This window comes from Nocardioides pocheonensis (assembly GCF_003725535.1).
Classification (GTDB): Bacteria; Actinomycetota; Actinomycetes; order Propionibacteriales; family Nocardioidaceae; genus Marmoricola; species Marmoricola pocheonensis.
This window is the reverse complement of sequence record NZ_RJSF01000008.1, coordinates 23,365-48,574: the sequence shown is the minus strand read 5'-3', so window position 1 is coordinate 48,574 and position 25,210 is coordinate 23,365. Positions and strand designations below refer to the sequence as shown.

Sequence of the window (25,210 nt, the reverse complement as noted above, 5' to 3'; positions counted from 1 at the left end):
CCGCGACCTGGGAAGCCTTGAGCCGATGAGCGACAAGGTGCCCAACGTCTACAAGTACGCCCTGGTCGGCGCGCGCCCCGCGGCCGACGCGCGCGCCGCCGAGATCCGGTCGGCCCTCAACGCGGCCTCGCTGGCGCTGATGGCGGGTGCGTGGAAGTCCACGCTGGCCGACGAGTTCGGCAGGGCTCTCGGGGACCACCGGAGCACGCTGCAGTCCGCGGCCGGCGAGGAGCGCGACGCGATCGACGCCGAGGTCGCCGTGCAGCCCGACGAGGTCGCACCCGACAGCTGGCAGGCCAACTGGGCCCGACTCGCCAGGCTCGAGGCGATGCCGTGAACCGCCCGGCCGACGGCGGGAGCGGCGGCACGATCGTCCAGATCAACATCGCCGAGTTCCGTGCGCTGATCAGCGGCATGGACAGCGCGGCCGAGGACCTCGACTCCGCCGACCGCCTCGCTCGCGCGAGCCTCAGCCGGCTGTCGCTCTCCGAGGCCGGGCTGGCGCGCCTCCACCCCGTGCGCGCGTGGATCACCGACCAGATGCCCAGACTGCGCCGGCGACTCGCGATGGCCGAGGCGCTCTCCCGGACCAGCCCCGGCCTGCCCAACTCCGTCACCTTCACCGAGGAGTCGCTGACCACCCTCACCCCCGACCAGGCCAAGCGCGAGGCGCAGCGCGCGGCGAAGCTCCTCGACTACCCGACGCCCGACCAGCTCCACGAGCTCAACGGCCTGCTCGCGGCGTACGGCGGCGACCCGTACTTCGCCCACGAGTTCGCGCTCCGCACGAACCCTCGTCAGTACGCCGAGCTGATCCGCGACCTCACGCCGTACGAGAGCCTCCCCGGCTACCTGACCAAGCAGGACTACGACAGCCTGCTGACCAACCTCGCGAACACCGTCAGCCTCGCCTCACGCGGGACCGGCGACCTGGCGATGCCTCCCGACTGGTCGGAGAACCTCGCCCAGCTGATGGTCATGCCGAAGTTCGACGGCAAGGACGAGGAGCAGCTCCAGCGCGACGACGACAACCGCCCGGCGCTCTGGCTGCTGCTGTCCCGCGGGCACTGGTCCACCGACTTCCTGAAGAACGTCACGACCAAGCTCGCCACGGTCGACCGGACCGGCTACCTCTGGTTCCCGCCGGCGTGCCGCTTCATCGCGATCACCCCCGACGAGAAGCGCTTCATGGACCCGATGGTCGCGCTGATGGGCGCCCTGGTGAACAACCCCGAGGCCGCGCACTGGGCGTTCACCCAGGGCGGCACCACCCAGGTGCCCTTCCCCAAGGACGGCGAGGGCGCCACCGGCCCCGTGCAGACCTTCCTGCACGACCTGTTCATGAACCACCGCTTCACCGACGAGGAGCACGGCCCCCAGACCGTGCTCCTCGCCCTGCGGGCCGCGATGGCCTGGGACAACGACCCGTTCATCGCTGCCTCCGCCGCCAACCTGAAGAAGTCGATGGAGCAGCAGCAGCAGGTCTGGGACGAGAAGCCCTGGTACGCGAAGTGGGGTCACACGATCCTCGACATCCTCGGGCTCATCCCCGTGATCGGCGATCCCGCGGACGCAGTCAGCGCCGCCTGGTACTCCGCCGAGGGCGACTGGGTCGACGCGGGCCTCTCCGCCGCCTCGCTGATCCCGTTCGCCGGCGATGCGCTGGGAGCCGGCAAGCTGATCGGCAGGGCGGGTCGTCTCGCCGAGCTGCTCAAGATGGTCGACCGGTTCGGCAACGTGATCGATCCCGCCTCGCCGCTCGCCAAGACCCTGCTCAAGGGCGTGAAGGTCGAGGACGGCGTCTACACCTTCCCGAACGCCGCCGACCTCAGTGCGGCCCTGCGCGCGAAGCACGCCAACATGGAGTTCCGGTCGCGCGAGCTGGCCTTCGTGACCGACGAGGCCGGCAACGTCGAGCAGCTGCGCGTCTTCGTCGACGGGACCTGGGTGCCGGTCGACAGCTCGAAGCTCGGCCTGCGGCTCTCGGAGCTCAAGGCCGGCGACTCGCCGTGGGACCTCCTCGGCCTGCCCCGCGGGGAGGTCATCGAGAGCGCGCTCGCGAAGTCCGAGTACGCCGACTTCCGGCACATCGGGAAGGAGCGCAACGGCTACTACCCGACGATCGACTTCTACAAGGACGGCCGCGCAGTCAGCTTGAAGACCATGGATCCACCCAACGCGAGCGGCGTCAGTACGATCAAGGCGAACATCCAGCAGCTCAAGCAGATGGCGAAGGACGGCCAGACGGTGGACGGCCTCGTGGTGAGACGCGCCGAGCTCGACCTGCGGATCCGGATCGGCCAGGAGAACAGCCCCGAGGTCCTCGACCTCGTCAAGTACGCCCAGCGCGAGGGAGTGCGACTGCGTGTCAACACATACTGACCCCAGCGAGTGGACCGTCTTCACGTTCCTGCCGGGCAGCGTCGACGTGGCCAGGGCGGGTGACCTCCTCGCCTCCGGCGGGCTCGGCTTCGAGCCGCAGACGGTCCGGGTCTCGGTGCTCGGCGAGGAGGCGATCGAGCGGCCCTACGACGACGGGGTCTGGCAGTCCCTGCGCGAGACCTCCGGCGTGATCGCGATCGACCTCGAGAGCGGTCTCCTCCAACCGAGCGCGACCTGGTCCTGGACCGACACCGGTGTGCAGGTCTCGATCTCCGACGTGCCCGCGCCCTCCGCCCTCGTCGACCGGCTGGTCGACGTACCGGGGCTCCTCGGAGGGGCGTCCGGCGACGCCACGGACGCCCGCTGGCAGGGCGAGACGGAGATCAGCCACTACCGGATGTGGTACGACCAGCCGTGGGAGCACCTTCCCCGCACGACCGACGAGTGGGGCGACGAGATCATCGACGTGTCCGGCAACCCCGGCCGCGTCACCGACGTGCCCGGCATGCGGCTCTGGGCGGCCCAGGACCTCTGGTTCGGCCCCGGCTCGGCGCTGGTGATCGCCCACGACGCGATCGCCACGCTCCCGGTCGGCCGCGTCACCGACCTCGGCGACGGCCGCTGGCACGTCCGGCTCTGGGAGGACGGCACGCCCCTGGAGGAGGTCCGGAAGGCGCAGCAGGTGCTGCGCGAGCACCTCGGGTACGACGCCGCCGAGGCCCGGGTGGACGCCATCCGCGACGCGCTCACCGCCGGCCGGCCCGACGACCCGATGTTCCTGGCCCAGGAGGGCAGCTTCCCGCACGGCGGCACCACCCGGATCCTGCAGTACTTCTCGGCGAGCAAGCACCCCACCACCCGGTCTCGCGCGGCCTGGCTCAACGTCCAGGAGTACGACGAGCACAACACCCGCGTGCACGACGAGTACGTCGACCTGACCGCGCAGCCGCACCCCGACCTCGACTGACCTCTCCCGGAACGACGAACGGCCCGCCACCCCGATGGGGGGGACGGGCCGTCCTGACGAGCGTGAGGCTCAGGCCTCGGGCTTCTCCTCGGCCTCGTCCGCGGCGGGCTCCTCGGCAGCAGGAGCCTCCTCGGCGACGCTCTCGGCCTCGGCGGTCTCGACGTCGGTGGCCTCGGTGTCGAGCACCTCGTCCTCACCGGCGACGTCCTCGGCCACGATCTCCGCGGGAGCGTCCTCGGCAGCCTTCTCGACCTTCGCAGCCGGAGCCGGCTGGTCGGCCTGCTTCGCGGCCTTCTTCTTCGGAGCCGACGGCGTGTAGGACTCGGTCACGAGCTCGATGACCGCCATGGGGGCGTTGTCGCCCTTGCGGGGGCCGAGCTTGGTGATCCGGGTGTAGCCGCCGGGCCGCTCCTGGAACGTCGGCGCGATCTCGGTGAACAGCGCGTGCACGACCGACTTGTCGCGGATGGTCTTGAGGACCTCGCGACGGTTGTGCAGGCTCTGCACCGAGCCGAGCTCGGCCTTCTTGGCCTTGGTGATCAGCTTCTCCGCAACCGGACGCAGCACGCGCGCCTTGGCCTCGGTGGTCGTGATCTTGCCGTGCTCGAACAGCGCCGTGGCGAGGTTCGAGACGATCAGCCGCTGGTGGGCCGGGCTGCCGCCGAGGCGGGCGCCCTTCTTGGGAGTGGGCATGGGATCTTCTCTCGTTTCTCCCCGGCCGTGTCAGGTACCGGAGTAGATGGTGCGTGGGTGAAGGGCGGAGCTCAGTACTGCTCGTCCTCGACGAACGACTCGTCGTCGTCCTCGTACGCCGCCAGCGCGGTCGCCGGGTCGAAGCCGGGAGCGCTGTCCTTGAGGGACAGGCCCATCTCGACCAGCTTGGCCTTGACCTCGTCGATCGACTTCGCGCCGAAGTTGCGGATGTCGAGCAGGTCCTGCTCCGAGCGCGCCACGAGCTCACCCACGGTGTGGATGCCCTCGCGCTTGAGGCAGTTGTAGGACCGCACGGTGAGGTTGAGGTCCTCGACCGGCATGGCGAGGTCCTGGGCGAGCTGCTCGTCGACCGGCGACGGGCCGATGTCGATGCCCTCGGCCTCGACGTTCAGCTCACGGGCCAGGCCGAAGAGCTCCACCAGCGTCTTGCCGGCCGAGGCGATCGCGTCGCGGGGACGGATCGACGGCTTGGTCTCGACGTCGATGACGAGCTTGTCGAAGTCCGTGCGCTGCTCGACACGAGTCGCCTCGACCTTGTAGGTCACCTTGAGCACGGGCGAGTAGATCGAGTCGACCGGCATCCGGCCGATCTCGTTGTCCGCACCCTTGTTCTGCACGGCGCTGACGTAGCCACGACCGCGCTCGACGACGAGCTCCATCTCGAGCTTGCCCTTGTCGTTCAGGGTGGCGATCTTCAGGTCCGGGTTGTGCACCTGGACACCGGCCGGGGGCGCGATGTCGGCAGCGGTGACGTCGCCGGCACCCTGCTTGCGCAGGTACATCGTGACCGGCTCGTCGTGCTCGGAGGAGACGACGAGGCCCTTGAGGTTCAGGATGATCTCGGTGACGTCCTCCTTGACCCCCTCGATGGTGGAGAACTCGTGGAGAGCCGTGTCCACCTTGATGCTGGTGACCGACGCACCCGGGATGGAGGAGAGCAGGGTGCGACGCAGCGAGTTGCCGAGCGTGTAGCCGAAGCCGGGCTCCAGCGGTTCGATCACGAACCGCGAACGGAACTCGTCGACGACCTCTTCCGACAGGGTCGGGCGCTGAGCGATGAGCACTGGTGGTGTCCTTTCCGAGCCCACCCGCTATTTGACGGGCTCGAACTCACAAAATGGTTGGGGAAGGTGATTACTTCTTCGAGTAGTACTCGACGATGAGCTGCTCCTGCACGGGCAGCTCGATCTGCGCACGCACCGGGAGGGAGTGCACCAGGATGCGCATCCGGGTCGGCATCGCCTCGAGCCAGGCCGGGACGATCCGGTCGCCGTGGGTCTCGCGAGCCACGATGAACGGGGTCATCTCGAGGCTCTTCTCCCGGACGTCGATGACGTCGTGGGCAGCGACCTGGTACGACGGGATGTCGACCTTCTTGCCGTTGACCCGGAAGTGGCCGTGCACGACCAGCTGGCGGGCGTGACGACGCGTGCGCGCGAAGCCGGCGCGGTAGACGACGTTGTCGAGGCGGCACTCCAGCAGCTGGAGCAGGTTGTCACCGGTCTTGCCGGGACGCCGCGACGCCTCCTTGTAGTAGTTGTGGAACTGCTTCTCCATCACGCCGTAGGTGAAGCGGGCCTTCTGCTTCTCCTGCAGCTGGTTGCGGTACTCGCTCTCCTTGATCCGCGCACGACCGTGCTGGCCGGGGGCGTAGGGGCGCTTCTCGAAGGCGGCGTCGCCTCCGACCAGGTCGACACCGAGACGGCGCGACTTCTTGGTCATGGGGCCGATGTAGCGGGCCATGTCAGTCTCTCTTTCTCAGTCTCGGGTCAGACGCGCCGGCGCTTGGGCGGGCGGCAACCGTTGTGGGGGGTGGGCGTGACGTCCTGGATGGTGCCGACCTCGAGGCCGATCGCACCCAGGGAACGGATCGCGGTCTCGCGGCCCGAGCCCGGGCCCTTGACGAAGACGTCGATCTTCTTCATGCCGTGGTCCATCGCGCGACGACCCGCGGCCTCGGCGGCCATCTGGGCGGCGTACGGGGTGGACTTGCGCGAGCCCTTGAAGCCGACGGTGCCGGCCGAGGCCCAGGAGATCACCGCACCCGTGGGATCGGTGATCGTGACGATCGTGTTGTTGAACGTGCTCTTGATGTGGGCCTCGCCCTGGGCGACGTTCTTCTTCTCCTTGCGGCGCACCTTCTTGGCGGCCGCCTGACGACTCTTCGGAGGCATTCAGTTACTCCTGTGCTGGGTGAAAGATCGAGTGCAGAGGGCCAGGACGCGATGCGTCACTTGGCCTTCTTCTTGCCGGCGACGGTGCGCTTCGGGCCCTTGCGGGTGCGAGCGTTGGTCTTGGTGCGCTGACCGCGGACCGGGAGGCCCTGACGGTGACGGCGACCCTGGTAGCTGCCGATCTCGATCTTGCGACGGATGTCGGCCTGGACCTCACGACGGAGGTCACCCTCGATCTTGAAGTTCGACTCGATCTCGTCGCGGAGCTTGACCAGCTCCTCGTCGCCCAGCGTGTGGACCCGGGCGTTCGGGTCGACACCGGTCGCAGCCAGGAGCTGCTGGGCGCGGGTACGGCCGATGCCGTAGATGTAGGTGAGTGCCACCTCGATGCGCTTGTCGCGCGGGAGGTCGACACCAACAAGGCGTGCCATTCTGGCGGTTCCCTTCTGCGGGGCTGCTGCCCCTGTGGTTCACGGTGGTGTGGTCGTGTCGCGTCCCGTGCTTCGGTGGTTGAACCCTGTCGAAACTCGAGCTCCGGCCATCCGCTCCGGAGGTTGTTCACCGCCCTGCGGCGGCTAAGCGATCACGTTCTGGTGTGTTCAGTTGTGGTGCGGGCTGCTCAGCCCTGGCGCTGCTTGTGGCGCGGGTTCTCGCAGATCACCATGACGCGGCCGTGGCGACGGATCACCTTGCACTTGTCACAGATCGGCTTGACGCTCGGGTTGACCTTCATGTCAGCCCTTTCTTGCTCGGGTCGGCTGGTTACTTGTACCGGTAGACGATCCGACCCCGGGTGAGGTCGTACGGCGAGAGCTCCACCACGACCCGGTCCTCAGGGAGGATCCGGATGTAGTGCTGGCGCATCTTGCCGCTGATGTGGGCGAGCACCTTGTGTCCGTTGGTCAGCTCGACCCGGAACATGGCGTTGGGCAGGGCCTCCACGACGGAGCCCTCCATCTCGATCACGCCTTCTTTCTTCGGCATGTCCTCCACAATCCGTTGACTGGTTGTCTACCGTTGGCCCGGGAACCGCCTCACCCGGACGAGCCGGGCGAGTGGACCTCGTGAGACCGTCGCGTGGACCCCATTTCCCCGGTCCGCGCGCACGCCGAAGAGAGACGAACGAGCGGGTTTCCGGGCAGCCGCGAGGCACCACGAGAACAGCCCACGTTGGGCCGACGCACAAGTCTACGGGAAACGGCGCGGGAAACGCGAATCGAGGCGCTCAGAGCCCCAGGCGTCCCAGCAGTCCCTCCAGCACCGCCGCGACCTCGTCGGGGGCGACCAGGGGGTGCAGGTGGCCGCCCGCGAGCCGCACGACCGGCCAGCCCCGTGAGGCCGCGTCGGTGGCCTCCGCGGCGTAGGTGTCCCCGAACGCGACGTACGCCGCGGGGAGGCCGGCCCATCCCGGCGGGCACGGAACCGCGGCGTCGAAGTAGCTCAACGGCAGCCTGCCCTGCTCGGCCTCGACCGCCCGGCGGGCCGCGTCGTCGGGGAACAGGCCCTCCAGGTCGTCGGAGTCCCACCACTGCGTCCACACCGGCAGCAGCCCGTCGGCGTCCGCGAGACCGGCCAGGAACGCGCGGAACGGCTCCGGCGCGGTCGGCGTGGTCGGGGCGTCCGCCGGGAGGCCGGCGTCGACGAACACGAGTCCGCGCACGTCCCGCTCGGCGGCGAGCGCGGCGGCGTACAGGCCCGCGTTGCTGTGCAGCACCAGCACCAGCGGCTCGCCGGTGGGTGCCGTGTCGAGCAGCTGCCCGAGCACGTCGTCGGGGCTCGTGACGCGCAGGTACGGCGGGGGCAGGGTCGCGGACCGGCCGTGGGCCACGAGCACACGGGCCACCCGCTGCCACACCGCCGGGCCCAGCAGTGGGCTCGGCACCAGGAAGACCCGCTCAGTGGCCACGCTTCGGCAGACTCAGTGCCCGCCGAACGGCAGGCCCAGCTCGGCGAGCTTCGCCTGACCGCCGTCGAGCGCGGTCAGGATCCAGGGGCCGTCCGGGGTGAGGGTGAAGGTGTGCTCGAAGTGCGCCGCCCAGCTGCCGTCCGCGGTGACGATCGTCCAGTCGTCCTCGGCCACCAGCGTGCGCTTGGTGCCCAGCGTCACCATCGGCTCCACGGCCAGTGCCAGTCCGCGCTCGAGCTTCGCCCCCCGGCCCGGGCGACCGTAGTTGGGCACGGTGGGCGGCTGGTGCATCTCCGTGCCGATGCCATGGCCGGTGTAGTCCTCGAGGATCCCGTAGCGGCCACGGGACCGCACGTATCTCTCGACCGCGTGCGAGATGTCGGTCACCCGGCCGCCGAGGCGGGCCGCCGCGAAGCCGGCCCACATCGCGCCCTCCGTGACGTCCATGAGCCGCTGCAGGTCGGCGTTGACCTCGCCGACGGCGACCGTGATGGCGGCGTCACCGTGCCAACCGTCCACGATCGCACCGCAGTCGATCGAGATCAGGTCACCCTCGGCCAGCACCCGGTCGCCGGGGATGCCGTGCACCACCTCGTCGTTGACCGACGCGCAGATGCTCGCGGGGAACGGCGGGCTGCCGTAGCCCTTGAACGACGGCACGCCGCCGTGCGACCTGATGTTGTCCTCCGCGATCGCGTCCAGCTCGGCGGTGGTCACGCCGGCACGCACCGAGGCCCGGAGCAGCTCGAGGGTCTCGCCGACCAGGAGGCCGGCGACGCGCATCTTCTCGATCTGCTCCGGCGTCTTGATCTCGACACCGCGGTCCCTGAACACGACTCAGCAGCCCACCCTGCGACGGCTCAGCTCTGGGGCACGGAGGAGAGCGCGGCGAAGATCCGGTCGGTCACCTCGGAGACCTCGCCCTGCCCGTCGACCTCGATGAGGAGGTTGCGGTCGCGGTAGACGTCGATCAGCGGCTCCGTCTGCTCGGCGTAGACCTCCTGCCGGCGCCGGATCACCTCTTCGGTGTCGTCGGCGCGGCCCTCGACCTGGGCCCGCTGCAGCAGCCGCTGGACGAGCTCGTCCTGGTTCACGGTGAGCACCACGACCGCGTCGAGCGCGTGCCCGGTGAACTTGATCATCCCGTCGAGCTCCTCGACCTGCGCAAGCGTGCGCGGATAGCCGTCGAGGAGGAACCCGGGCTGGGCGTCGGGCTCGTCGATCCGGTTGCGGACCATCTTGTTGGTGATCTCGTCGGGGACGTACTCCCCCGCGTCCATGAACCGCTTGGCCTCGATCCCGAGCTCGGTGCCGCGCGAGACGTTGGCGCGGAAGATGTCGCCCGTGGAGATCGCGGGCACCCCGAAGCGCTCGGCCACGAACTTCGCCTGGGTGCCCTTTCCGGCACCCGGGGGACCCATGAGGATCAATCTCATCTGAGGAAACCTTCGTAGTTGCGTTGCTGCAACTGGCTCTCGATCTGCTTCACGGTGTCGAGTGCGACACCGACCATGATGAGCAGGGAGGTGCCACCGAACGGGAAGTTCTGGTTGGCGTTGACCAGCACGAGCGCGGCGAGCGGGATCAGTGCGATGAGACCCAGGTACAGCGCGCCCGGCAACGTGATGCGGGACAGGACGTAGTTGAGGTACTCCTCAGTCGGCTTGCCCGCCCGGATCCCGGGGATGAAGCCTCCGTACTGCTTCATGTTGTCGGCGACCTCTTGGGGGTTGAAGGTGATCGCGACGTAGAAGTAGGTGAAGAAGATGATCAGCAGGAAGTAGGACGCCATGTAGATCGGGTGGTCACCACGCACGAAGTTCGTGGAGATCCAGGTGAGCACGGCGTTCGACGAGTTCTGGTTGAACTGCACCGCCATCGCCGGCAGGTAGAGCAGGCTGGAGGCGAAGATGACCGGGATGACGCCGGCCTGGTTGACCTTGAGCGGGATGTACGTCGAGGAGCCGCCGAACATCTTCCGCCCGACCATCCGCCGGGCGTACTGCACCGGGATGCGGCGCTGCGCCTGCTCGATGAACACCACGGCCGCCACCACGACGAGTCCGATCAGGATCACGCCGCCGAAGATCCACGGGCCCTTGGCCTTCTGGACGTTCCACAGCGCGACCGGGAACGTCGCCACCACCTGGGTGAAGATCAGGATGGACATGCCGTTGCCGATTCCGCGGTCGGTGACCAGCTCACCGAGCCACATGATCACGGCCGTGCCGGCGGTCATGGTGACCACCATCAGCGCGGCGGTGCGGAGGTTGTCCTGGTAGAGGAGGTGATCGGAGTACTGCGCCGGGCAGCCCTGGAGCAGGTTGCCGCTCCGGGCGAGCGCCACGATGCCGGTGGCCTGCAGGATCGCCAGCGCCAGGGTGACGTACCGGGTGTACTGCGTGATCTTCGCCTGCCCGGACTGGCCCTCCTTCTTGAGGGCCTCCAGGCGCGGGATCACCACGACCAGCAGCTGCAGGATGATGCTCGCCGTGATGTACGGCATGATCCCGAGCGCGAAGACGGTCAGCTGCAGCAGCGCACCGCCGGAGAAGAGGTTGATCAGGCCGTAGATGCCGCTCGACTTGGTGGCGTTGAAGCAGTGCTGGACGTTGGCGACGTGGACCCCGGGCGTCGGGATCTGCGACCCAAGGCGGAAGACCGCGATGATCAGCAGCACGAACAGCAGCTTCTTGCGCAGGTCCGGCGTCCGGAATGCGTTGGCGAATGCCCCTAGCACGTGCTCCTCTTTCACTGGTGCGGTCGACCCGGTCAGACCGTCGAATCCTGGCCGAGATCCAGGCCGTGGAAGCCTAACAGGGCAGAGCGATCAACCACCCAGGAGGCGGGAGATCACTCTGCCCTGCTCGCGTCTGTCTGTTCAGCTCTCGGTCGCGGTGCCGCCGGCGGCGACGATCTTCTCCACGGCGCTCGCGGAGAACTTGTCCGCGGTCAGCTGGACGGCGACCGCCAGGTCGCCCTCGCCGAGGACCTTGACGGGCTGACCCTTGCGGACCGCGCCCTTCGCGACCAGGTCATCGACCGTGATCGAGCCGCCCTCGGGGAACAGCTTCGCGATCCGGTCGAGGTTCACGACCTGGAACTCGACCTTGAACGGGTTCTTGAAGCCCTTGAGCTTGGGCAGGCGCATGTGGATCGGCATCTGGCCGCCCTCGAACGCCGACGGCACCTGGTAGCGGGCCTTGGTGCCCTTGGTGCCGCGACCGGCGGTCTTGCCCTTGGAGCCCTCACCGCGACCCACGCGGGTCTTGGCGGTCTTGGCGCCGGGGGCGGGACGCAGGTGGTGCAGCTTCAGCGTCACGACTCTTCTACCTCCTCGACCGCCACGAGGTGACGGACGGTGTGGACCATGCCGCGGATCTCCGGGCGGTCCTCCTTGACGACGACGTCACCGATCCGCTTGAGACCCAGCGAGCGCAGGGTGTCGCGCTGGTTCTTCTTGCAGCCGATCGTCGACTTCTTCTGCTGGACCTTGAGCTGCGCCATCAGTGCGACACCTCCGCCGCGGCAGCGGCGACGGCCGGGGCCTCGGCGCGAGCCCGCAAGAGCGCGGCCGGGGCCACCTCCTCGACGGTCAGGCCACGACGAGCGGCCACCGCCTCGGGCTCCTCGAGCATCCGCAGCGCCTCGACGGTCGCGTGCACGATGTTGATCTGGTTCGACGAGCCGAGCGACTTGCTCAGCACGTCGTGGATGCCGGCGCACTCGAGCACCGCACGCACCGGGCCACCGGCGATCACACCGGTACCGGGAGCGGCGGGACGCAGCAGCACGACGCCGGCGGCCTTCTCGCCCTGGACCGGGTGAGGGATGGTGCCCTGGATGCGAGGGACGCGGAAGAAGTGCTTCTTCGCCTCCTCGACGCCCTTGGCGATCGCCGCCGGCACCTCCTTGGCCTTGCCGTAGCCGACGCCGACCATGCCGTCGCCGTCGCCGACGATCACCAGGGCGGTGAAGCTGAAGCGCCGACCACCCTTGACGACCTTGGCGACACGGTTGATCGCGACGACCCGCTCGATGTAGGCGTTCTTGTCGGCGCTGTCGCCGCCACGACGGTTGTCGCGCCCGCCACGGCGATCACCACCGGCGCGTCCGCGCTGGGGTCCGCTCATGAGATCTACCTCTTCCTTGTCTCTGCTGGCCGACGCCTCAGAAGGCGAGGCCACCCTCGCGGGCGCCGTCGGCCAGGGCCGCCACGCGACCGTGGTACTTGTTCCCGGCCCGGTCGAAGACCGCCGAGGTGACCCCGGCAGCCTTCGCGCGCTCGGCGACGAGCTCGCCCACCTTGCGTGCCTTCGCGGTCTTGTCGCCCTCGAAGGTGCGCAGGTCGGACTCCATGGTCGAGGCGAACGCGAGGGTCTTGCCCTCGAGGTCGTCGACGACCTGGACCGAGATGTGCTTCGAGGAACGGGTCACGACGAGACGCGGACGCTCCGCCGTGCCGTGGAGCTTCTTGCGGCCACGCATCTGGCGACGCAGACGCGACGCCGTACGCCCAGCAGTGTGCTTCTGAGTGCGCAGTGAGATCGCCATGGTCACTTACCAGCCTTTCCGACCTTGCGGCGGATCTGCTCGCCGGCGTACCGCACGCCCTTGCCCTTGTAGGGCTCGGGCTTGCGCAGCTTGCGAATGTTCGCAGCGACCTCGCCGACCAGCTGCTTGTCGATGCCCTGGACCCCGAGCCGGGTGGGCCCGTCGACGGTGAAGGTGATCCCGTCGGGGGCGTTGAAGGTGATCGAGTGCGAGTAGCCGAGCTGGAACTCCAGCTGCGTCGGGCTCTTGGAGAGCACGCGGTAACCCACGCCGACGATCTCGAGCTTCTTCTCGTAGCCGTCGGTCACGCCGACCACCATGTTGTTGATGAGCGTGCGAGTCAGGCCGTGCAGGGCCCGGCTCTGCCGCTCGTCGTTGGGACGCTTGACCTCGAGGGCGCCGTCCTCACCGTGCTCCACGGTGATCGGTGCAGCGACCGAGTGGCTCAGGACGCCCTTGGGGCCCTTCACCGTCACGGTGCTCTCCTCGACCGTCACATCCACCCCGGCAGGGACCGGGACGGGAAGCTTGCCGATACGCGACATCGTCTTCTCCTCCTTGTTCCTGCGTTACCAGACGTAGGCGAGGACTTCCCCACCCACGCCCTTCGAGTTGGCCTGACGGTCGGTCAGCAGGCCCTGGCTGGTCGAGATGATCGCGACGCCGAGGCCACCGAGCACCTTCGGCAGCGCCGTGTGCTTGGCGTACACGCGCAGACCGGGCTTGCTGATCCGGCGTACGCCGGCGATCGAGCGCTCGCGGTTGCGGCCGTACTTCAGGTCGATCACGAGGGACTTGCCCACGGCGGGCTCGCCCTTCGCGTCGGTGTTGTCGGCGACCTTCCAGGCCGTGATGTACCCCTCCTGCTGGAGGATCTCCGCGACGCCGGCCTTCAGCTTGCTGTAGGGCATCGTCACCGAGTCGTGGTACGCCTGGTTGGCGTTGCGCAGACGGGTCAGCATGTCTGCGATCGGGTCAGTCATGGTCATGGTGTGTGTTCTCTCTCGAAGTGGTTTCGGGTCGTACGTCGACGCCCGACCTGCTACGTGGTTGGTGTGCTGTTACCAGCTCGACTTGGTGACGCCGGGAAGCTCGCCGCGGTGCGCCATCTCCCGCAGGCAGATCCGGCACAGGCCGAACTTGCGGTAGACAGCCTTGGGGCGGCCGCAGCGCTGGCAGCGGGTGTAACCGCGCACCTTGAACTTGGGCTTGCGGGCGGCCTTGACCTTCAGTCCAGTCTTCGCCATGTCAGTTGTTCTCCTTGAACGGGAAACCCAGGTGCTTGAGGAGCGCACGGCCCTCGTCGTCGGTGGTCGCCGAGGTGACCACGGTGATGTCCATGCCGCGCGTCCGATCGACCTTGTCCTGGTCGATCTCGTGGAACATGACCTGCTCGGTCAGACCGAAGGTGTAGTTGCCCTGACCGTCGAACTGACGGTCGCTCAGACCGCGGAAGTCGCGGATGCGCGGGAGCGCGAGCGAGAGCAGCCGGTCGAGGAACTCCCACATCCGGTCGCCGCGCAGCGTGACGTGCGCGCCGATCGGCATGCCCTCGCGCAGCTTGAACTGCGCGATCGACTTGCGGGCCTTGGTGACCTGCGGCTTCTGGCCGGTGATCACGGTGAGGTCGCGGACCGCACCCTCGATCAGCTTGGAGTCGCGGGCCGCCTCGCCGACGCCCATGTTGACCACGATCTTGGTCAGGCCGGGCACCTGCATCACGTTGGCGTAGCCGAACTGGTCGCGCAGCGCCGGAAGGATCTCCGCGCGGTAACGCGCCTTGAGCCGCGGGCCGCTGTAGTCCACGGTCGCGGTGTCGGTGGTGGACTCGGTCATCAGATCTCGTCTCCAGACTTGCGCGCGATCCGGACGCTGCGCGTGGTCGTGTACGTCGAGCCGTCGGGACGACGCTTCGTGGCCTCGACGCGCTTGAACCCGACGCGGGTGGTGCCCTTGCCCTGGACCAGCATCACGTTCGACACGTGGATCGGGGCCTCGGTGGTGACGATCCCGCCGGTCGTGCCGGCGCGGCCGCCCTGGTTGACCACCTTGGTGTGCTTCTTGACGCGGTTCACGCCCTCGACGATCACCCGCTGCTCCTCACGGAGCACCTGGATGACCTTGCCCTCGGCGCCCTTGTCCTTGCCGGCGATGACCCGGACGGTGTCGCCCTTCTTGATGCTCACGCTCATGTCAGAGCACCTCCGGAGCCAGCGAAATGATCTTCATGAACTTCTTCTCGCGCAGCTCGCGGCCCACGGGGCCGAAGATGCGCGTGCCACGGGGCTCGCCATCGGCCTTGAGGATCACGGCGGCGTTCTCGTCGAAGCGGATGTAGGAACCGTCCTGACGACGGCGCTCCTTCACGGTCCGCACGATCACGGCCTTGACGACGTCGCCCTTCTTGACGTTGCCACCGGGGATCGCGTCCTTGACGGTGGCAACGATGACGTCGCCGATGCCGGCGTAGCGCCGACCCGAGCCGCCGAGGACACGGATGCAGAGGATCTCCTTGGCACCCGTGTTGTCGGCGACCTTGAGTCGCGACTCCTGCTGGATCATCGGTCTTCTTCTCCTGGTTGTCGTGCTGGTTCTCACGGTGCTTCGCACCTGGCTGAGCCTTGCCGAACGCTCTGTCTGATCGAGGGCTCCGCCCTCGGGGGTCTTGGGGGGTTACTTGGCCTTCTCGAGGATCTCCACGACGCGCCAGCGCTTCGTGGCCGACAGCGGCCGGGTCTCCATGATCAGGACGCGGTCGCCGACGCCACAGTCGTTCTGCTCGTCGTGCGCCTTGAGCTTGGACGTGCGGCGCAGGACCTTGCCGTAGAGCGCGTGCTTGACCCGGTCCTCGACCGAGACCACGACGGTCTTGTCCATCTTGTCGCTGACGACCAGGCCCTCACGGACCTTGCGCCGGGACCGGCTCTCCACACTTGCCTCACTCATGCAGCACCATCCTTCTCCGCGGAGTCAGATCCGGGAGTTGATCGAATTCCGAGCTCGCGCTCGCGCACCACGGTGTAGATCCGGGCGATGTCCTTCTTGACCGAGCGCAGCCGGCCGTGGCTCTCGAGCTGGCCGGTGGCGGCCTGGAAGCGCAGGTTGAACAGCTCTTCCTTGGCCTCACGCAGCTTGGTCTCGAGGTCGACGTCGTTGAGCTCGTCGAGCTCGTGGGCGGTTGCCATCAGAAACCACCCTCCTCACGGGTCACGAACTTGCACTTCATCGGGAGCTTGTGGATCGCGCGGCGCATGGCCTCACGCGCCACGTCCTCCGGGACACCGGACAGCTCGAACATGACGCGGCCGGGCTTGACGTTGGCCACCCACCACTCGGGCGAGCCCTTGCCGGAACCCATGCGGGTCTCGGCGGGCTTCTTGGTGAGCGGGCGGTCCGGGTAGATGTTGATCCAGACCTTGCCGCCACGCTTGATGTGACGGGTCATCGCGATACGAGCCGACTCGATCTGCCGGTTGGTCACGTAGGCGCTCTCGGTCGCCTGGATGCCGAAGTCACCGAAGGCGAGCTTCGTGCCACCCTTGGCAGCGCCCGTGCGCTTCGGGTGGTGCTGCTTGCGGTGCTTGACCCTGCGGGGCATCAACATGTCGGTCAGCCCTCCCCATTGGTGACGGAGTCGGTTGCGGGAGCCTCGGTCGCCACCGCAGCCGCGGGAACCTCGGCTGCAGGCGCGTCGGCCCGGTCGGCACGGCCCGGGCGCTCGGCGCCACCGCGGGTGCCGCGCGTCGGACGCTCGCCACGAGCGGCGCCACGGTTGCGGCCGGGAGCCCCGGCGCGCGCGGCCGCCTGGGCCTCGCGCTCGGCGCGGGTGCCCGCGACCTCGCCCTTGTAGATCCAGACCTTCACGCCGATCCGGCCGAACGTGGTGCGGGCCTCGTAGAAGCCGTAGTCGATGTCGGCACGCAGCGTGTGCAGCGGGACGCGGCCCTCGCGGTAGAACTCAGAGCGGGACATCTCCGCGCCGTTGAGCCGGCCCGAGCACTGGATCCGGATGCCCTTGGCACCGGAGCGCATCGAGGTCTGCATCGCCTTCTTCATCGCGCGACGGAACTGCACGCGGCCGGAGAGCTGCTCGGCGACACCCTGAGCGACGAGCTGGGCGTCGACCTCGGGGTTCTTCACCTCGAGGATGTTCAGCTGCACCTGCTTGCCGGTGAGCTTCTCCAGCTCGCCACGCAGCCGGTCGGCCTCGGCGCCACGGCGGCCGATCACGATGCCCGGACGCGCGGTGTGGATGTCCACCCGCACGCGGTCACGGGTGCGCTCGATCTCGACCTTGGAGATGCCGGCCCGCTCCATGCCCTTGGAGAGCAGCTTGCGGATCGCGACGTCCTCGCCGACGTAGGACTTGTACAGCTTGTCGGCGTACCAACGCGACTTGTGGTCGGTGGAGATGCCGAGACGGAAGCCGTTCGGGTTGATCTTCTGGCCCATTACTTCTGACCCTTCTCTGCTGCCGGCTGGACCACGAGCGTGATGTGGCTGGTGCGCTTGTTGATCCGGGTGGCCCGGCCCTGCGCACGGGGACGCCAGCGCTTCATCGTCGGTCCCTCGTCGACCAGCGCCTTGCTCACCACGAGGGTGGCGCGGTCGAGGTCCTCGGTCGTCGTGGCGTTCGCGACGGCGCTCTCGAGGACCTTGTAGACGGTCTCGCTCGCGGCCTGCGGCGCGAACTGCAGCAGCGCGAGGGCCTCGTCCACCTGGAGACCGCGGACGAGGTCCACCACGCGGCGGGCCTTCATCGGGGTGATCCGGACGAAGCGCGCGCTGGCGAACGCGCCCGGCTCGTCGCCGAGCAGCGATTCACGGCGGGCGCTGGTGCGCCGACGCTCAGTAACGCTCATAGTTCTGTCTCTCCTTGGCTCGCCGCGTCAGCGGCGGCGGCTCTTCCGGTCGTCCTTGACGTGTCCGCGGTACGTGCGGGTCGGCGCGAACTCACCGAGCTTGTGGCCGACCATCGCGTCGGTGACGAACACCGGGACGTGCTTGCGACCGTCGTGCACCGCAAGGGTGTGCCCGATCATGTCCGGCACGATCATCGAGCGACGCGACCAGGTCTTGATCACGTTGTGGGTCCCGGCTTCGTTCTGCGCGTCCACCTTCTTGATCAGGTGGTCGTCGACGAAGGGGCCCTTCTTCAGGCTGCGAGGCATGTCGTCTCTTCCCTATCAGCGCTTGTTCTTGCCGGACTTGCGGCGACGGACGATGAGGGCATCGCTGGCCTTGCGCTTGCGCGTGCGGCCCTCGGGCTTGCCCCACGGGGAGACCGGGTGGCGACCACCGGAGGTCTTGCCCTCGCCACCACCGTGCGGGTGGTCGACGGGGTTCATGACCACACCGCGGACGGTCGGGCGCTTGCCCTTCCAGCGCATGCGGCCGGCCTTGCCCCAGTTGATGTTCGACTGCTCGGCGTTGCCGACCTCGCCGACCGTGGCGCGGCAGCGGACGTCGACGTAGCGCATCTCGCCGGAGGGCATCCGCAGCTGGGCGCGGGAGCCTTCCTTCGCGACCAGCTGGGCGCTGTTGCCCGCCGAGCGAGCGATCTTGGCGCCACCGCCGGGCCGGAGCTCGATGCAGTGGATCGTCGTACCGACCGGGATGTTGCGCAGCGGCAGGTTGTTGCCCGGCTTGATGTCCGCGCCCACACCCGACTCGATCGGGGTGCCCTGGGCGACGCCCACCGGCGCGACGATGTAGCGCTTCTCGCCGTCCGCGTAGTGCAGCAGAGCGATCCGCGCGGTGCGGTTCGGGTCGTACTCGATGTGCGCGACCTTCGCGGGGACGCCGTCCTTGTCGTAGCGACGGAAGTCGATCACGCGGTAGGCGCGCTTGTGACCGCCACCCTGGTGACGCGTGGTGATCCGGCCCTGGTTGTTGCGGCCGCCCTTCTTGGGCAGCGGCCGCACCAGGGACTTCTCCGGCGTGGTCCGGGTGATCTCGGCGAAGTCAGCGACCGACGAGCCACGACGGCCCGGGGTGGTCGGCTTGTACTTGCGGATAGCCATAGTCAGATTCCCTTACTCAGCCCGGTCAGGAGACCGGACCTCCGAAGATGTCGATGCGGTGGCCCTCGGCGAGGCTGACGATCGCGCGCTTGGTGTCCTTGCGCTTGCCGATGCCCCGCGCCGTGCGGCGCGTCTTGCCCTGGCGGTTGAGGGTGTTCACGGAGGTGACCTTGACGTTGAACACCTTCTCGACCGCGATCTTGATCTCGGTCTTGTTCGCGTCCGGGTGGACGATGAAGGTGTACTTGTTGTTGTCGAGCAGGCCGTAGCTCTTCTCGCTGACGACCGGCGCGATCAGCACGTCGCGGTGGTCCTTGTGCAGGGTGCTCATTCGCCATCCTCCTCGGCGTGGGTCTGCTCGACGGACTCCGGCGAGCCGGCCTCCACGAAGCCGGCTGCCTCCGCGTCCTCGGCGGACTTGAACCAGAACTCCGCCTCGGTGGCGTCGTACCACTGGCCACCCGGCCGGTGGTACTTGCCCGAGTCGGCGTTGCCCTTGATCTCGTAGCCCTTCGGGGCGTTGCCGCTCTTCAGCGGCGCCTTGGCACCCTTGGGCAGCGCGACCTCGGCGGCGTCCTCGGCGGGAGCCTCCTCCGCAGCGGCCGCCTTCTTGGCCGTGGTCTTCTTGGCCGCCTTCTTGGCGGGCTTCTCAGCCGGCTTCTCGGCGACCTTGCGGACCTCGACCTTCAGCTCGACGGCCTCGGCACCCTCGGTGCCGCCCTCGACCAGGGCCTCGTAGGCGCCCTTGGTGAAGACGACGTCGTCGGAGAGCAGCACGTCGTAGGTGTTGAGCTGGTCGACCGCGAGCAGGTGCACGCTCGGCACGTTGCGCAGCGACAACCAGGTGATCGCGTCGTCGCGCTCGAGCACGACCAGCTGGCGACGACCCTGGCTGAGCGCGTTCAGGCCGGCGACCGCGTGCCGCGTCGAGGGCTTGTCACTCGGGACCAGACCGTCGACCACGTGGATCCGGCCGGCACGGGCCCGGTCGGACAGGGCACCGCGCAGGGCGGCGGCCTTCATCTTCTTGGGCGTGCGCTGGTCATAGCTGCGCGGCTGGGGACCGTGCACCGTGCCACCACCGGCGAACTGCGGGGCGCGGGTCGAGCCCTGGCGAGCGCGGCCGGTGCCCTTCTGCTTGTAGGGCTTCCTGCCACCGCCGCGGACCTCGCCGCGGGTCTTGGTGGCGTGCGTGCCCTGACGCGCAGCCGCCTGCTGGGCGACGACGACCTGGTGGATCAGCGGGATGTTGGTCTCGGCGTCGAAGATCTCGGCCGGGAACTCGACCTTGAGGGTCTGCGTGGCCATGCTCAGGCCTCCTGTCCGGACTTGACCGCGGAGCGGATCACGAGCAGGCCACCCTTGGGGCCGGGAACGGCGCCCTTGAGCAGGATGAGGCCCTTCTCGACGTCCACTGCGTGCACGGTGACGTTCTGCGTGGTGACGGTGTCCGTGCCCATCCGGCCCGACATCCGGGTGCCCTTGAAGACGCGCCCGGGAGTCGCGCAGGCGCCGATCGAGCCGGGCTTGCGGTGGTTGCGGTGGGCACCGTGGGAGGCACCGACACCGGAGAAGCCGTGGCGCTTCATCGTGCCGGCGAAGCCCTTGCCCTTGCTGGTGCCGGTCACGTCGACGTCGTCACCGGCGGCGAACAGCTCGGGGCTGAGCTCCTGGCCGACCTGGTACGACGCGGCGTCCGCGGTGCGGATCTCGGCGAGGTGGCGACGCGGGGTCACCGAGGCCTTCGCGAAGTGACCAGCCGACGGCTTGGTGACCTTGCGGCCCTCGATCTCACCGAAGCCGACCTGGATGGCGTTGTAGCCGTCGGTCTCCGGCGTGCGGACCTGGGTGACCACGTTGGTGGCCGCGGCGACGACCGTGACCGGGACGATGCGGTTGTTCTCGTCCCAGAGCTGGGTCATGCCCAGCTTGGTGCCCAGGAGGCCCTTGACGTTGCGTTCGTAAGTCATCTCTACCCAGCCCTCAGAGCTTGATCTCGATGTCGACGCCGGCGGGAAGGTCGAGCCGCATCAGCGAGTCGACGGTCTTCGGCGTGGGGTCGATGATGTCGATGAGGCGCTTGTGCGTGCGCATCTCGAAGTGCTCGCGGGAGTCCTTGTACTTGTGCGGCGAGCGGATCACGCAGAAGACGTTCTTCTCCGTGGGCAGCGGCACCGGGCCGGCCACCTTCGCGCCCGTCCGGGTCACCGTGTCCACGATCTTCCGCGCCGAGGTGTCGATCACCTCGTGGTCATAGGCCTTGAGCCTGATGCGGATCTTCTGTCCCGCCATCACGCGTCCTTCACTTCTCGTCTCACGACTGTCTCGGGCCATCTCGGTGAGACGGTCCGCCCTGCTCCCAACTCCGACCCCCGCGGTCGGGCGTGTCGCGCTATGTCCACGCGCGTTTACGCAGCCGATTGCTCGGGGTGTTGATCTGGGTTGTGCCCGACGGGGGTCGGGCGGAACGGGATCTCCAGGTGCGGCACGGACACGCGACCACGGGCGCTCCCTTCAGCAGGAAGCCAGGAGAACCTGTTCAGTAGTCAATGTCCGCGCCCCGGCAATCCCGCCGGAGCAACCGGACTATCTTGGCAGACAACCGCCACAGCACCAAATCGGGACGAGCGACCCCTCCGGTGCCTCGCCGGATGTCCGGATGGTCCCATTTTTGGGCCTGCCGGGTCATCACCTAGGCTGCTGCGATGCTCCGACACCGTACGACGCTCCGTGTCCTCCTCCTCGGCGCGTGCCTCGCGCTGCTGGCACCCCTCGGCCCGAGCTACGGGCGCGGCTCCGCCATCCCCGGCCCGATCCACGCCGGCAACACCTTCGGCTGGTACCCCGCCGCCTGGCGCCAGGAGTTCGTCGGGCCGCTGGACTCGGCGTGGAAGAAGACCGGGGTCGGCGTGGTGAAGACGAAGAACGGCATGCTGACGATCGGCGCGAGCGGCCGGAGCGTCGCCGCCACGCTCGACACGGCCGGCCACGACACCGGCCGCTGGGAGATCCGCTGGAAGGCCAAGCAGTACGGCAGCGGGCGCGCGCCGTACACGGTGCGCACCGAGCTGATCCCCGCCGGCGACCGTCCCCAGTACTGCGGGGCGCGCAACATCGCCTTCGAGAGCTACACCTTCGGCCGGCGCAAGGCGCAGTTCTCCATCCACAACCTGCCGAACCTCGCGTTCAAGGCGTCCAAGCGCCCGACGTACGCCGGCTACAACGGCGACCACTGGCACACCTTCGCCGTCGAGGTGACCTCGAACCACATCTCCTGGTTCGTCGACGCGCACGTGGTCTCCACCGAGCGGCGCCCCGAGGCGATCTCCGGCGTGCCGCTGACGGTGCGGTTCTCGCTCAAGGCCGTGCCGGGTCAGGCCATGAACGCCGCGCGCATGCAGATGGACTGGCTGCGCTACTGGACGCTGGCCAAGCCGAACGACAGGTCGATCGACGCGCCGGCTCCGACGCTCGGCACGTTCCCGGCGGCCTGCCCGCCCGCCGCCTGACGACCGGGACCTCCGGTCCTGTCCGCGGTCGCGGGCCGGTCACTAGATTCGTCCCGTGATCGACCGCGACCGCCTCGCCGCGCTGCGTGCGCGTGAGGACGACCTCTTCGTCAGGCTCCACCCCCGCTCCGCCGAGCTCGCCGCGCAGGCGCGCCGGTCGCTGCTCGCCGGCGTGCCGATGCCGTGGATGACCCGCTGGCCCGGGTCGTTCCCCGTGTTCGTCGACCGGGCGCAGGGCGCGCGGTTCACCGACGTCGACGGGATCGAGTACGTCGACCTGTGCCTCGGCGACACCGGGGCGATGACCGGGCACGCCCTGCCCGAGGTCGCCGAGGTGGTCGCCGACCGGGCCCGCCACGGCATCACGACGATGCTGCCCAGCCCGGACGCCGTGTGGGTCGGCGAGGAGCTCACCCGCCGGTTCGGCCTGCCGCGCTGGCAGCTGGCGATGACCGCGACGGACGCGAACCGGTTCGCCCTGCGGTTCGCGCGCCACCTCACCGGCCGGCCGAAGGTCTGCGTCATGGACTGGTGCTACCACGGCACGGTCGACGAGACCCTGGCCGTCCTCGACGGCGGCCGGGTGGTGCCGCGGCCCGGCGCGCTCGGCCCGCAGGTCGACGTCGCCCAGACCACCGCCGTGGTGCCGTTCAACGACGTCGACGCGCTCGAGGAGGCGCTCGCCACCGGAGAGATCGCCGCGGTCCTGATGGAGCCGGCCCTGACGAACATCGGGATCGTGCTCCCCGAGCCGGGCTACCTCGACGCGGTGCGCGAGCTGACCCGGCGGTACGACGCGCTGCTGATCATCGACGAGACGCACACGCTGTGCGCCGGGCCGGGCGGCTGCACGCGTGCATGGGCGCTCGAGCCGGACATGGTGGTGGTCGGCAAGCCGATCGGCGGCGGCATCCCGGCGGCGGCGTACGGCATGAGCCTGGCCCTGGCGGAGCGGCTGGACGGGCCGATGCTCGGCCACGACATCGACGTGGCGGGTGTCGGCGGCACGCTCACCGGCAGCGCGCTCGCGTTGGCCGCCGTGCGCGCCACGCTCTCGGTGGCGCTGCGCGACGAGGACTTCGCCGTGGCGGTCCCGCTGGCCGAGCGGTTCACCGCGGGCGTCGCCGACGCGATCGCCGCGGCGAGCCTGCCGTGGCACGTGCAGCGGCTCGGCTGCCGCGCCGAGTACTGGTTCTGCCCGCCCCCGCGGACCGGAGCAGAGGCGGCGGCCGCGGTCGACGAGGAGCTGGACGGGTTCATGCACCTGTGGGCGTTCAACCGCGGCATCCTGCTGGCGCCCTTCCACAACATGGCGTTGTTCTCGCCGCACCACAGCGAGGCGGACGTCGACCGGCACGCCGAGGTCTTCGCCGAGGCGGTCACGGCCCTGACGTGACGGAGGGCGCCGACGGGACAGCCCGGTAGGTCAGGTCGACGATCGCCCGACCGGCGGCCAGGCCCTTGCGCTCGAACCTCGTGAGCGGCCGGTCGGCCCAGCGCTCGGTCGGGCCGCCCTCGAGCCCGGGCTCCCCGTCGAGCACGACCTGCATCTGCTCGGCGTACTGGCCCCAGTCCGTCGCCAAGCGCCACAGCCCACCCGGCCGGAGCCGGCTCGCGACCAGGCCGGCGAACGCCGACGAGACCAGGCGGCGCTTGTGGTGGCGCTTCTTGGGCCAGGGATCGGGGAAGAAGGTCCACACCTCCTCGACCGAACCGGGCGCGAACAGGTGCTCCAGCGCCCACACCGCGTCGATGCTGATCAGCCGCACGTTGTCGGCACCGGCCTCCGCGAGCAGCCCCAGGGTGGTCGCGATCCCGGGCCGCCACACCTCGAACGCCAGGACGTCGCACGCGGGACGGGCGGCCGCGAGCGCGGCGGTCGCCTCACCGACTCCCGAACCGATCTCGACGACCACGGGCGCCTGCCGACCGAACCACTCGGCGAGCGAGAAGCCCGGTACGTCGACCGCGTCGTCCGGGATCACCCACCGCTCGTGGTGGGCGTCCCAGGCCTCCTGCTGGGTGGGCGTGAACCGGCTCCCTCGGCGCGCGTAGCTGAGCACCTCGCGGACCCGCCGACCGTCCTCGGTGAACTTCAGGTGGGGTCGCGCGGGAGGCAGCTGGTCGGACACGCCCCGAAGGCTACGCGGCGGTCGTCGCCATGCCGGAAGGCCCTCTGTGCAGGTGACTTCGGACCCGGAAATCCCGTTCTCCTGCGGGGAATCCGACGAGAACTGATGATGTTGCCGTGCGTTTGCGACGGGGGACTCTGGTGGCTGCGGGGGCGGTGATCGCCCTGCTCGTCGGCCTGCTCACCCTGGTCGCGTCCGGCGGCGCCACCGGCTCCTCCCGGGAGCACTGCAGCCGGCTGTGGGCGCAGTCGCACGCGCGGGAGCAGATGGTCACCGGCCGCGGCCAGCAGGTCGTGGTGATCGGCGACTCGTACTCGGTCGGCCTCGGCCTGCGCTCCCCCGAGACCTCGTGGCCCAGCCACCTCCCCGGCCGCGTGCACGTCTACGGGTTCTCCGGGTCCGGGTTCAGCGTGCACTCCAGCCCCTGCCCGGGCGTCTCGTACGCCGCCCGCGCACCGCGCGCCCTCACCCACGGAGCCGCACTCGTCGTGGTCGAGGGCGGCCTCAACGACTACGACCAGCCCGCGGCCGCCATCCGCACCGGCTTCCGGGCCCTCGTCGCCCGGCTGAAGGGCCACCAGGTGCTCGTGGTGGGCCCGCCACCGGCCCCGGTGCGTGCCCGGGCAGCCCACCGCGTCGACGCCGTCCTGAAGGCCGAGAGCGCCCGCGCCCACGTGCGCTACCTGTCGATGATCGACCAGAGCCTGCCCTACCTCGACGACCACCTCCACATGACCCCGGCGGGGCACGTCGACTTCGGCAACGTCGTACGCCGCGCGCTCGTCGGCTAGGGATCGCCTGCGGCGCCTTTTCGCCTGCGGCGGGCTTCGTGTGGGCGGGTCTGGGTGC

Annotated in this window: 39 protein-coding genes; 6 read left to right on the top strand and 33 right to left on the bottom strand. The window is 69.1% G+C overall.

The features are described from left to right. Positions 1-25 precede the first annotated feature (25 nt). The 3 genes from EFL26_RS04810 to EFL26_RS04800 are packed head-to-tail and all read left to right on the top strand — an operon-like array spanning position 26 to position 3,349. Complete coding sequence (locus EFL26_RS04810) at positions 26-337, top strand: hypothetical protein (protein ID WP_123221766.1); 312 nt, start codon at positions 26-28, stop codon at positions 335-337. Beyond that, a complete protein-coding gene (locus EFL26_RS04805) occupies positions 334-2,382 on the top strand; it encodes a hypothetical protein (RefSeq protein WP_123221765.1) in 2,049 nt (682 codons plus the stop codon). The genes EFL26_RS04810 and EFL26_RS04805 overlap by 4 nt, the downstream gene beginning before the upstream one ends. Next, positions 2,366-3,349: a hypothetical protein gene (locus EFL26_RS04800; protein WP_148046631.1), complete on the top strand. Its 984-nt coding sequence runs from the start codon at positions 2,366-2,368 to the stop codon at positions 3,347-3,349. The genes EFL26_RS04805 and EFL26_RS04800 overlap by 17 nt, the downstream gene beginning before the upstream one ends. 69 nt (positions 3,350-3,418) lie before the next feature. Here the strand turns inward: EFL26_RS04800 and rplQ are convergent, their stop codons facing one another. From rplQ to rpsJ, 32 genes are all read right to left on the bottom strand, one after another. After that, complete coding sequence (gene rplQ / locus EFL26_RS04795) at positions 3,419-4,042, bottom strand: 50S ribosomal protein L17 (RefSeq protein WP_123221763.1); 624 nt, start codon at positions 4,040-4,042, stop codon at positions 3,419-3,421. Between the two features lie 71 nt (positions 4,043-4,113). Then, positions 4,114-5,127 (bottom strand): DNA-directed RNA polymerase subunit alpha, encoded by a 1,014-nt coding sequence (locus EFL26_RS04790; RefSeq protein WP_123221762.1) that lies wholly within the window; start codon positions 5,125-5,127, stop codon positions 4,114-4,116. A gap of 70 nt (positions 5,128-5,197) precedes the next feature. Then, positions 5,198-5,806, bottom strand: coding sequence for a 30S ribosomal protein S4 (rpsD, locus tag EFL26_RS04785; protein ID WP_123221761.1), 609 nt, complete (start codon positions 5,804-5,806; stop codon positions 5,198-5,200). A gap of 26 nt (positions 5,807-5,832) precedes the next feature. Then, on the bottom strand, positions 5,833-6,237 hold the full coding sequence (gene rpsK, locus EFL26_RS04780) for a 30S ribosomal protein S11 (RefSeq protein WP_123221760.1): 405 nt from the start codon (positions 6,235-6,237) through the stop codon (positions 5,833-5,835). A 56-nt stretch (positions 6,238-6,293) separates the two neighbouring features. Then, positions 6,294-6,668 (bottom strand): 30S ribosomal protein S13, encoded by a 375-nt coding sequence (gene rpsM, locus EFL26_RS04775; RefSeq protein WP_123221759.1) that lies wholly within the window; start codon positions 6,666-6,668, stop codon positions 6,294-6,296. 188 nt (positions 6,669-6,856) lie between these two features. Further along, positions 6,857-6,970 (bottom strand): 50S ribosomal protein L36, encoded by a 114-nt coding sequence (rpmJ, locus tag EFL26_RS04770; RefSeq protein WP_004008316.1) that lies wholly within the window; start codon positions 6,968-6,970, stop codon positions 6,857-6,859. A gap of 29 nt (positions 6,971-6,999) precedes the next feature. Next, positions 7,000-7,221 carry a translation initiation factor IF-1 gene (gene infA, locus EFL26_RS04765; RefSeq protein ID WP_027860491.1) on the bottom strand — a complete coding sequence of 74 codons (222 nt, stop codon included), beginning with the start codon at positions 7,219-7,221 and terminating at the stop codon, positions 7,000-7,002. 241 nt (positions 7,222-7,462) lie between these two features. Further along, a complete protein-coding gene (locus EFL26_RS04760; protein WP_123221758.1) occupies positions 7,463-8,143 on the bottom strand; it encodes an alpha/beta fold hydrolase in 681 nt (226 codons plus the stop codon). 12 nt (positions 8,144-8,155) lie between these two features. Then, positions 8,156-8,977 (bottom strand): type I methionyl aminopeptidase, encoded by an 822-nt coding sequence (map, locus tag EFL26_RS04755; protein WP_281273678.1) that lies wholly within the window; start codon positions 8,975-8,977, stop codon positions 8,156-8,158. A gap of 26 nt (positions 8,978-9,003) precedes the next feature. Further along, entirely contained in the window at positions 9,004-9,579 is a 576-nt protein-coding gene (locus EFL26_RS04750) for an adenylate kinase (protein WP_123221757.1), read from the bottom strand. Next, entirely contained in the window at positions 9,576-10,883 is a 1,308-nt protein-coding gene (gene secY / locus EFL26_RS04745) for a preprotein translocase subunit SecY (protein ID WP_123221778.1), read from the bottom strand. Before secY ends, EFL26_RS04750 begins: the two co-directional genes overlap by 4 nt. Before the next feature lie 141 nt (positions 10,884-11,024). Continuing rightward, positions 11,025-11,465, bottom strand: a complete 441-nt coding sequence (gene rplO / locus EFL26_RS04740) for a 50S ribosomal protein L15 (RefSeq protein ID WP_123221756.1) — start codon at positions 11,463-11,465, stop codon at positions 11,025-11,027. Beyond that, positions 11,462-11,650, bottom strand: a complete 189-nt coding sequence (gene rpmD, locus EFL26_RS04735; protein WP_123221755.1) for a 50S ribosomal protein L30 — start codon at positions 11,648-11,650, stop codon at positions 11,462-11,464. Before rpmD ends, rplO begins: the two co-directional genes overlap by 4 nt. Next, the gene (gene rpsE / locus EFL26_RS04730; RefSeq protein WP_123221754.1) at positions 11,650-12,276 is read right to left on the bottom strand and encodes a 30S ribosomal protein S5; all 627 of its coding nucleotides are present in this window, start codon (positions 12,274-12,276) and stop codon (positions 11,650-11,652) included. Before rpsE ends, rpmD begins: the two co-directional genes overlap by 1 nt. Positions 12,277-12,313: 37 nt before the next feature. Next, positions 12,314-12,697, bottom strand: a complete 384-nt coding sequence (gene rplR, locus EFL26_RS04725; protein ID WP_123221753.1) for a 50S ribosomal protein L18 — start codon at positions 12,695-12,697, stop codon at positions 12,314-12,316. Between the two features lie 2 nt (positions 12,698-12,699). After that, complete coding sequence (gene rplF, locus EFL26_RS04720; RefSeq protein ID WP_123221752.1) at positions 12,700-13,242, bottom strand: 50S ribosomal protein L6; 543 nt, start codon at positions 13,240-13,242, stop codon at positions 12,700-12,702. Positions 13,243-13,266: 24 nt separating this feature from the next. Beyond that, on the bottom strand, positions 13,267-13,686 hold the full coding sequence (gene rpsH, locus EFL26_RS04715; protein WP_123221751.1) for a 30S ribosomal protein S8: 420 nt from the start codon (positions 13,684-13,686) through the stop codon (positions 13,267-13,269). Between the two features lie 72 nt (positions 13,687-13,758). Continuing rightward, positions 13,759-13,944: a type Z 30S ribosomal protein S14 gene (locus tag EFL26_RS04710; protein ID WP_123221750.1), complete on the bottom strand. Its 186-nt coding sequence runs from the start codon at positions 13,942-13,944 to the stop codon at positions 13,759-13,761. Position 13,945: 1 nt separating this feature from the next. Continuing rightward, the gene (rplE, locus tag EFL26_RS04705; RefSeq protein ID WP_123221749.1) at positions 13,946-14,533 is read right to left on the bottom strand and encodes a 50S ribosomal protein L5; all 588 of its coding nucleotides are present in this window, start codon (positions 14,531-14,533) and stop codon (positions 13,946-13,948) included. Then, on the bottom strand, positions 14,533-14,889 hold the full coding sequence (gene rplX / locus EFL26_RS04700) for a 50S ribosomal protein L24 (protein ID WP_221176845.1): 357 nt from the start codon (positions 14,887-14,889) through the stop codon (positions 14,533-14,535). Before rplX ends, rplE begins: the two co-directional genes overlap by 1 nt. Position 14,890: 1 nt before the next feature. Continuing rightward, entirely contained in the window at positions 14,891-15,259 is a 369-nt protein-coding gene (gene rplN / locus EFL26_RS04695; RefSeq protein WP_123221748.1) for a 50S ribosomal protein L14, read from the bottom strand. Between the two features lie 111 nt (positions 15,260-15,370). Next, the gene (gene rpsQ / locus EFL26_RS04690) at positions 15,371-15,643 is read right to left on the bottom strand and encodes a 30S ribosomal protein S17 (RefSeq protein WP_123221747.1); all 273 of its coding nucleotides are present in this window, start codon (positions 15,641-15,643) and stop codon (positions 15,371-15,373) included. Beyond that, entirely contained in the window at positions 15,640-15,882 is a 243-nt protein-coding gene (gene rpmC / locus EFL26_RS04685; protein WP_123221746.1) for a 50S ribosomal protein L29, read from the bottom strand. The genes rpsQ and rpmC overlap by 4 nt, the downstream gene beginning before the upstream one ends. Further along, a complete protein-coding gene (gene rplP / locus EFL26_RS04680; RefSeq protein WP_123221745.1) occupies positions 15,882-16,301 on the bottom strand; it encodes a 50S ribosomal protein L16 in 420 nt (139 codons plus the stop codon). The genes rpmC and rplP overlap by 1 nt, the downstream gene beginning before the upstream one ends. A gap of 5 nt (positions 16,302-16,306) precedes the next feature. After that, positions 16,307-17,149, bottom strand: coding sequence for a 30S ribosomal protein S3 (gene rpsC, locus EFL26_RS04675; RefSeq protein WP_123221744.1), 843 nt, complete (start codon positions 17,147-17,149; stop codon positions 16,307-16,309). Further along, entirely contained in the window at positions 17,149-17,559 is a 411-nt protein-coding gene (gene rplV / locus EFL26_RS04670) for a 50S ribosomal protein L22 (RefSeq protein ID WP_123221743.1), read from the bottom strand. The genes rpsC and rplV overlap by 1 nt, the downstream gene beginning before the upstream one ends. Positions 17,560-17,586: 27 nt before the next feature. Continuing rightward, a complete protein-coding gene (rpsS, locus tag EFL26_RS04665) occupies positions 17,587-17,868 on the bottom strand; it encodes a 30S ribosomal protein S19 (RefSeq protein ID WP_123221742.1) in 282 nt (93 codons plus the stop codon). 15 nt (positions 17,869-17,883) lie between these two features. Next, a complete protein-coding gene (gene rplB, locus EFL26_RS04660; protein WP_123221741.1) occupies positions 17,884-18,720 on the bottom strand; it encodes a 50S ribosomal protein L2 in 837 nt (278 codons plus the stop codon). 25 nt (positions 18,721-18,745) lie between these two features. Next, positions 18,746-19,051 carry a 50S ribosomal protein L23 gene (rplW, locus tag EFL26_RS04655; protein WP_123221740.1) on the bottom strand — a complete coding sequence of 102 codons (306 nt, stop codon included), beginning with the start codon at positions 19,049-19,051 and terminating at the stop codon, positions 18,746-18,748. Further along, complete coding sequence (gene rplD, locus EFL26_RS04650) at positions 19,048-20,028, bottom strand: 50S ribosomal protein L4, sunset domain variant (protein ID WP_123221739.1); 981 nt, start codon at positions 20,026-20,028, stop codon at positions 19,048-19,050. Before rplD ends, rplW begins: the two co-directional genes overlap by 4 nt. A gap of 2 nt (positions 20,029-20,030) precedes the next feature. Continuing rightward, positions 20,031-20,690, bottom strand: a complete 660-nt coding sequence (gene rplC, locus EFL26_RS04645) for a 50S ribosomal protein L3 (RefSeq protein WP_123221738.1) — start codon at positions 20,688-20,690, stop codon at positions 20,031-20,033. Positions 20,691-20,703: 13 nt separating this feature from the next. Further along, positions 20,704-21,012: a 30S ribosomal protein S10 gene (rpsJ, locus tag EFL26_RS04640; protein ID WP_007078637.1), complete on the bottom strand. Its 309-nt coding sequence runs from the start codon at positions 21,010-21,012 to the stop codon at positions 20,704-20,706. Positions 21,013-21,425: 413 nt separating this feature from the next. Between rpsJ and EFL26_RS04635 the strand changes: the two genes are divergently transcribed. Further along, positions 21,426-22,229 (top strand): LamG domain-containing protein, encoded by an 804-nt coding sequence (locus tag EFL26_RS04635; RefSeq protein ID WP_123221737.1) that lies wholly within the window; start codon positions 21,426-21,428, stop codon positions 22,227-22,229. Between the two features lie 55 nt (positions 22,230-22,284). Then, complete coding sequence (locus EFL26_RS04630; protein WP_246000016.1) at positions 22,285-23,625, top strand: aspartate aminotransferase family protein; 1,341 nt, start codon at positions 22,285-22,287, stop codon at positions 23,623-23,625. On the opposite strand, the gene trmB is transcribed toward EFL26_RS04630, so the two are convergent. Continuing rightward, positions 23,609-24,361: a tRNA (guanosine(46)-N7)-methyltransferase TrmB gene (trmB, locus tag EFL26_RS04625; RefSeq protein ID WP_123221735.1), complete on the bottom strand. Its 753-nt coding sequence runs from the start codon at positions 24,359-24,361 to the stop codon at positions 23,609-23,611. The two genes, EFL26_RS04630 and trmB, sit on opposite strands and share 17 nt — an antisense overlap. 116 nt (positions 24,362-24,477) lie before the next feature. Between trmB and EFL26_RS04620 the strand changes: the two genes are divergently transcribed. Then, complete coding sequence (locus EFL26_RS04620; protein ID WP_148046630.1) at positions 24,478-25,152, top strand: SGNH/GDSL hydrolase family protein; 675 nt, start codon at positions 24,478-24,480, stop codon at positions 25,150-25,152. Positions 25,153-25,210 lie beyond the last annotated feature (58 nt).

Bases quoted from the DNA above. Each gene is read 5' to 3' on its own strand.
- EFL26_RS04810 (WP_123221766.1), top strand. From the start codon at position 26: ATGAGCGACAAGGTGCCCAACGTCTACAAGTACGCCCTGGTCGGCGCG.
- rplQ (WP_123221763.1), bottom strand. From the start codon at position 4,042: ATGCCCACTCCCAAGAAGGGCGCCCGCCTCGGCGGCAGCCCGGCCCAC.
- rpsD (WP_123221761.1), bottom strand. From the start codon at position 5,806: ATGGCCCGCTACATCGGCCCCATGACCAAGAAGTCGCGCCGTCTCGGT.
- rpsK (WP_123221760.1), bottom strand. From the start codon at position 6,237: ATGCCTCCGAAGAGTCGTCAGGCGGCCGCCAAGAAGGTGCGCCGCAAG.
- rpsM (WP_123221759.1), bottom strand. From the start codon at position 6,668: ATGGCACGCCTTGTTGGTGTCGACCTCCCGCGCGACAAGCGCATCGAG.
- rpmJ (WP_004008316.1), bottom strand. From the start codon at position 6,970: ATGAAGGTCAACCCGAGCGTCAAGCCGATCTGTGACAAGTGCAAGGTG.
- infA (WP_027860491.1), bottom strand. From the start codon at position 7,221: ATGCCGAAGAAAGAAGGCGTGATCGAGATGGAGGGCTCCGTCGTGGAG.
- EFL26_RS04750 (WP_123221757.1), bottom strand. From the start codon at position 9,579: ATGAGATTGATCCTCATGGGTCCCCCGGGTGCCGGAAAGGGCACCCAG.
- rpmD (WP_123221755.1), bottom strand. From the start codon at position 11,650: ATGGCGCAGCTCAAGGTCCAGCAGAAGAAGTCGACGATCGGCTGCAAG.
- rpsE (WP_123221754.1), bottom strand. From the start codon at position 12,276: ATGAGCGGACCCCAGCGCGGACGCGCCGGTGGTGATCGCCGTGGCGGG.
- rplR (WP_123221753.1), bottom strand. From the start codon at position 12,697: ATGGCGATCTCACTGCGCACTCAGAAGCACACTGCTGGGCGTACGGCG.
- rplF (WP_123221752.1), bottom strand. From the start codon at position 13,242: ATGTCGCGTATCGGCAAGCTTCCCGTCCCGGTCCCTGCCGGGGTGGAT.
- rpsH (WP_123221751.1), bottom strand. From the start codon at position 13,686: ATGACCATGACTGACCCGATCGCAGACATGCTGACCCGTCTGCGCAAC.
- EFL26_RS04710 (WP_123221750.1), bottom strand. From the start codon at position 13,944: ATGGCGAAGACTGGACTGAAGGTCAAGGCCGCCCGCAAGCCCAAGTTC.
- rplE (WP_123221749.1), bottom strand. From the start codon at position 14,533: ATGACCGAGTCCACCACCGACACCGCGACCGTGGACTACAGCGGCCCG.
- rplX (WP_221176845.1), bottom strand. From the start codon at position 14,889: ATGAGCGTGAGCATCAAGAAGGGCGACACCGTCCGGGTCATCGCCGGC.
- rplN (WP_123221748.1), bottom strand. From the start codon at position 15,259: ATGATCCAGCAGGAGTCGCGACTCAAGGTCGCCGACAACACGGGTGCC.
- rpsQ (WP_123221747.1), bottom strand. From the start codon at position 15,643: ATGAGTGAGGCAAGTGTGGAGAGCCGGTCCCGGCGCAAGGTCCGTGAG.
- rpmC (WP_123221746.1), bottom strand. From the start codon at position 15,882: ATGGCAACCGCCCACGAGCTCGACGAGCTCAACGACGTCGACCTCGAG.
- rplP (WP_123221745.1), bottom strand. From the start codon at position 16,301: ATGTTGATGCCCCGCAGGGTCAAGCACCGCAAGCAGCACCACCCGAAG.
- rpsC (WP_123221744.1), bottom strand. From the start codon at position 17,149: ATGGGCCAGAAGATCAACCCGAACGGCTTCCGTCTCGGCATCTCCACC.
- rplV (WP_123221743.1), bottom strand. From the start codon at position 17,559: ATGAGCGTTACTGAGCGTCGGCGCACCAGCGCCCGCCGTGAATCGCTG.
- rpsS (WP_123221742.1), bottom strand. From the start codon at position 17,868: ATGCCTCGCAGCCTGAAGAAGGGCCCCTTCGTCGACGACCACCTGATC.
- rplB (WP_123221741.1), bottom strand. From the start codon at position 18,720: ATGGCTATCCGCAAGTACAAGCCGACCACCCCGGGCCGTCGTGGCTCG.
- rplW (WP_123221740.1), bottom strand. From the start codon at position 19,051: ATGAGCACCCTGCACAAGGACCACCGCGACGTGCTGATCGCGCCGGTC.
- rplD (WP_123221739.1), bottom strand. From the start codon at position 20,028: ATGGCCACGCAGACCCTCAAGGTCGAGTTCCCGGCCGAGATCTTCGAC.
- rplC (WP_123221738.1), bottom strand. From the start codon at position 20,690: ATGACTTACGAACGCAACGTCAAGGGCCTCCTGGGCACCAAGCTGGGC.
- rpsJ (WP_007078637.1), bottom strand. From the start codon at position 21,012: ATGGCGGGACAGAAGATCCGCATCAGGCTCAAGGCCTATGACCACGAG.
- EFL26_RS04635 (WP_123221737.1), top strand. From the start codon at position 21,426: ATGCTCCGACACCGTACGACGCTCCGTGTCCTCCTCCTCGGCGCGTGC.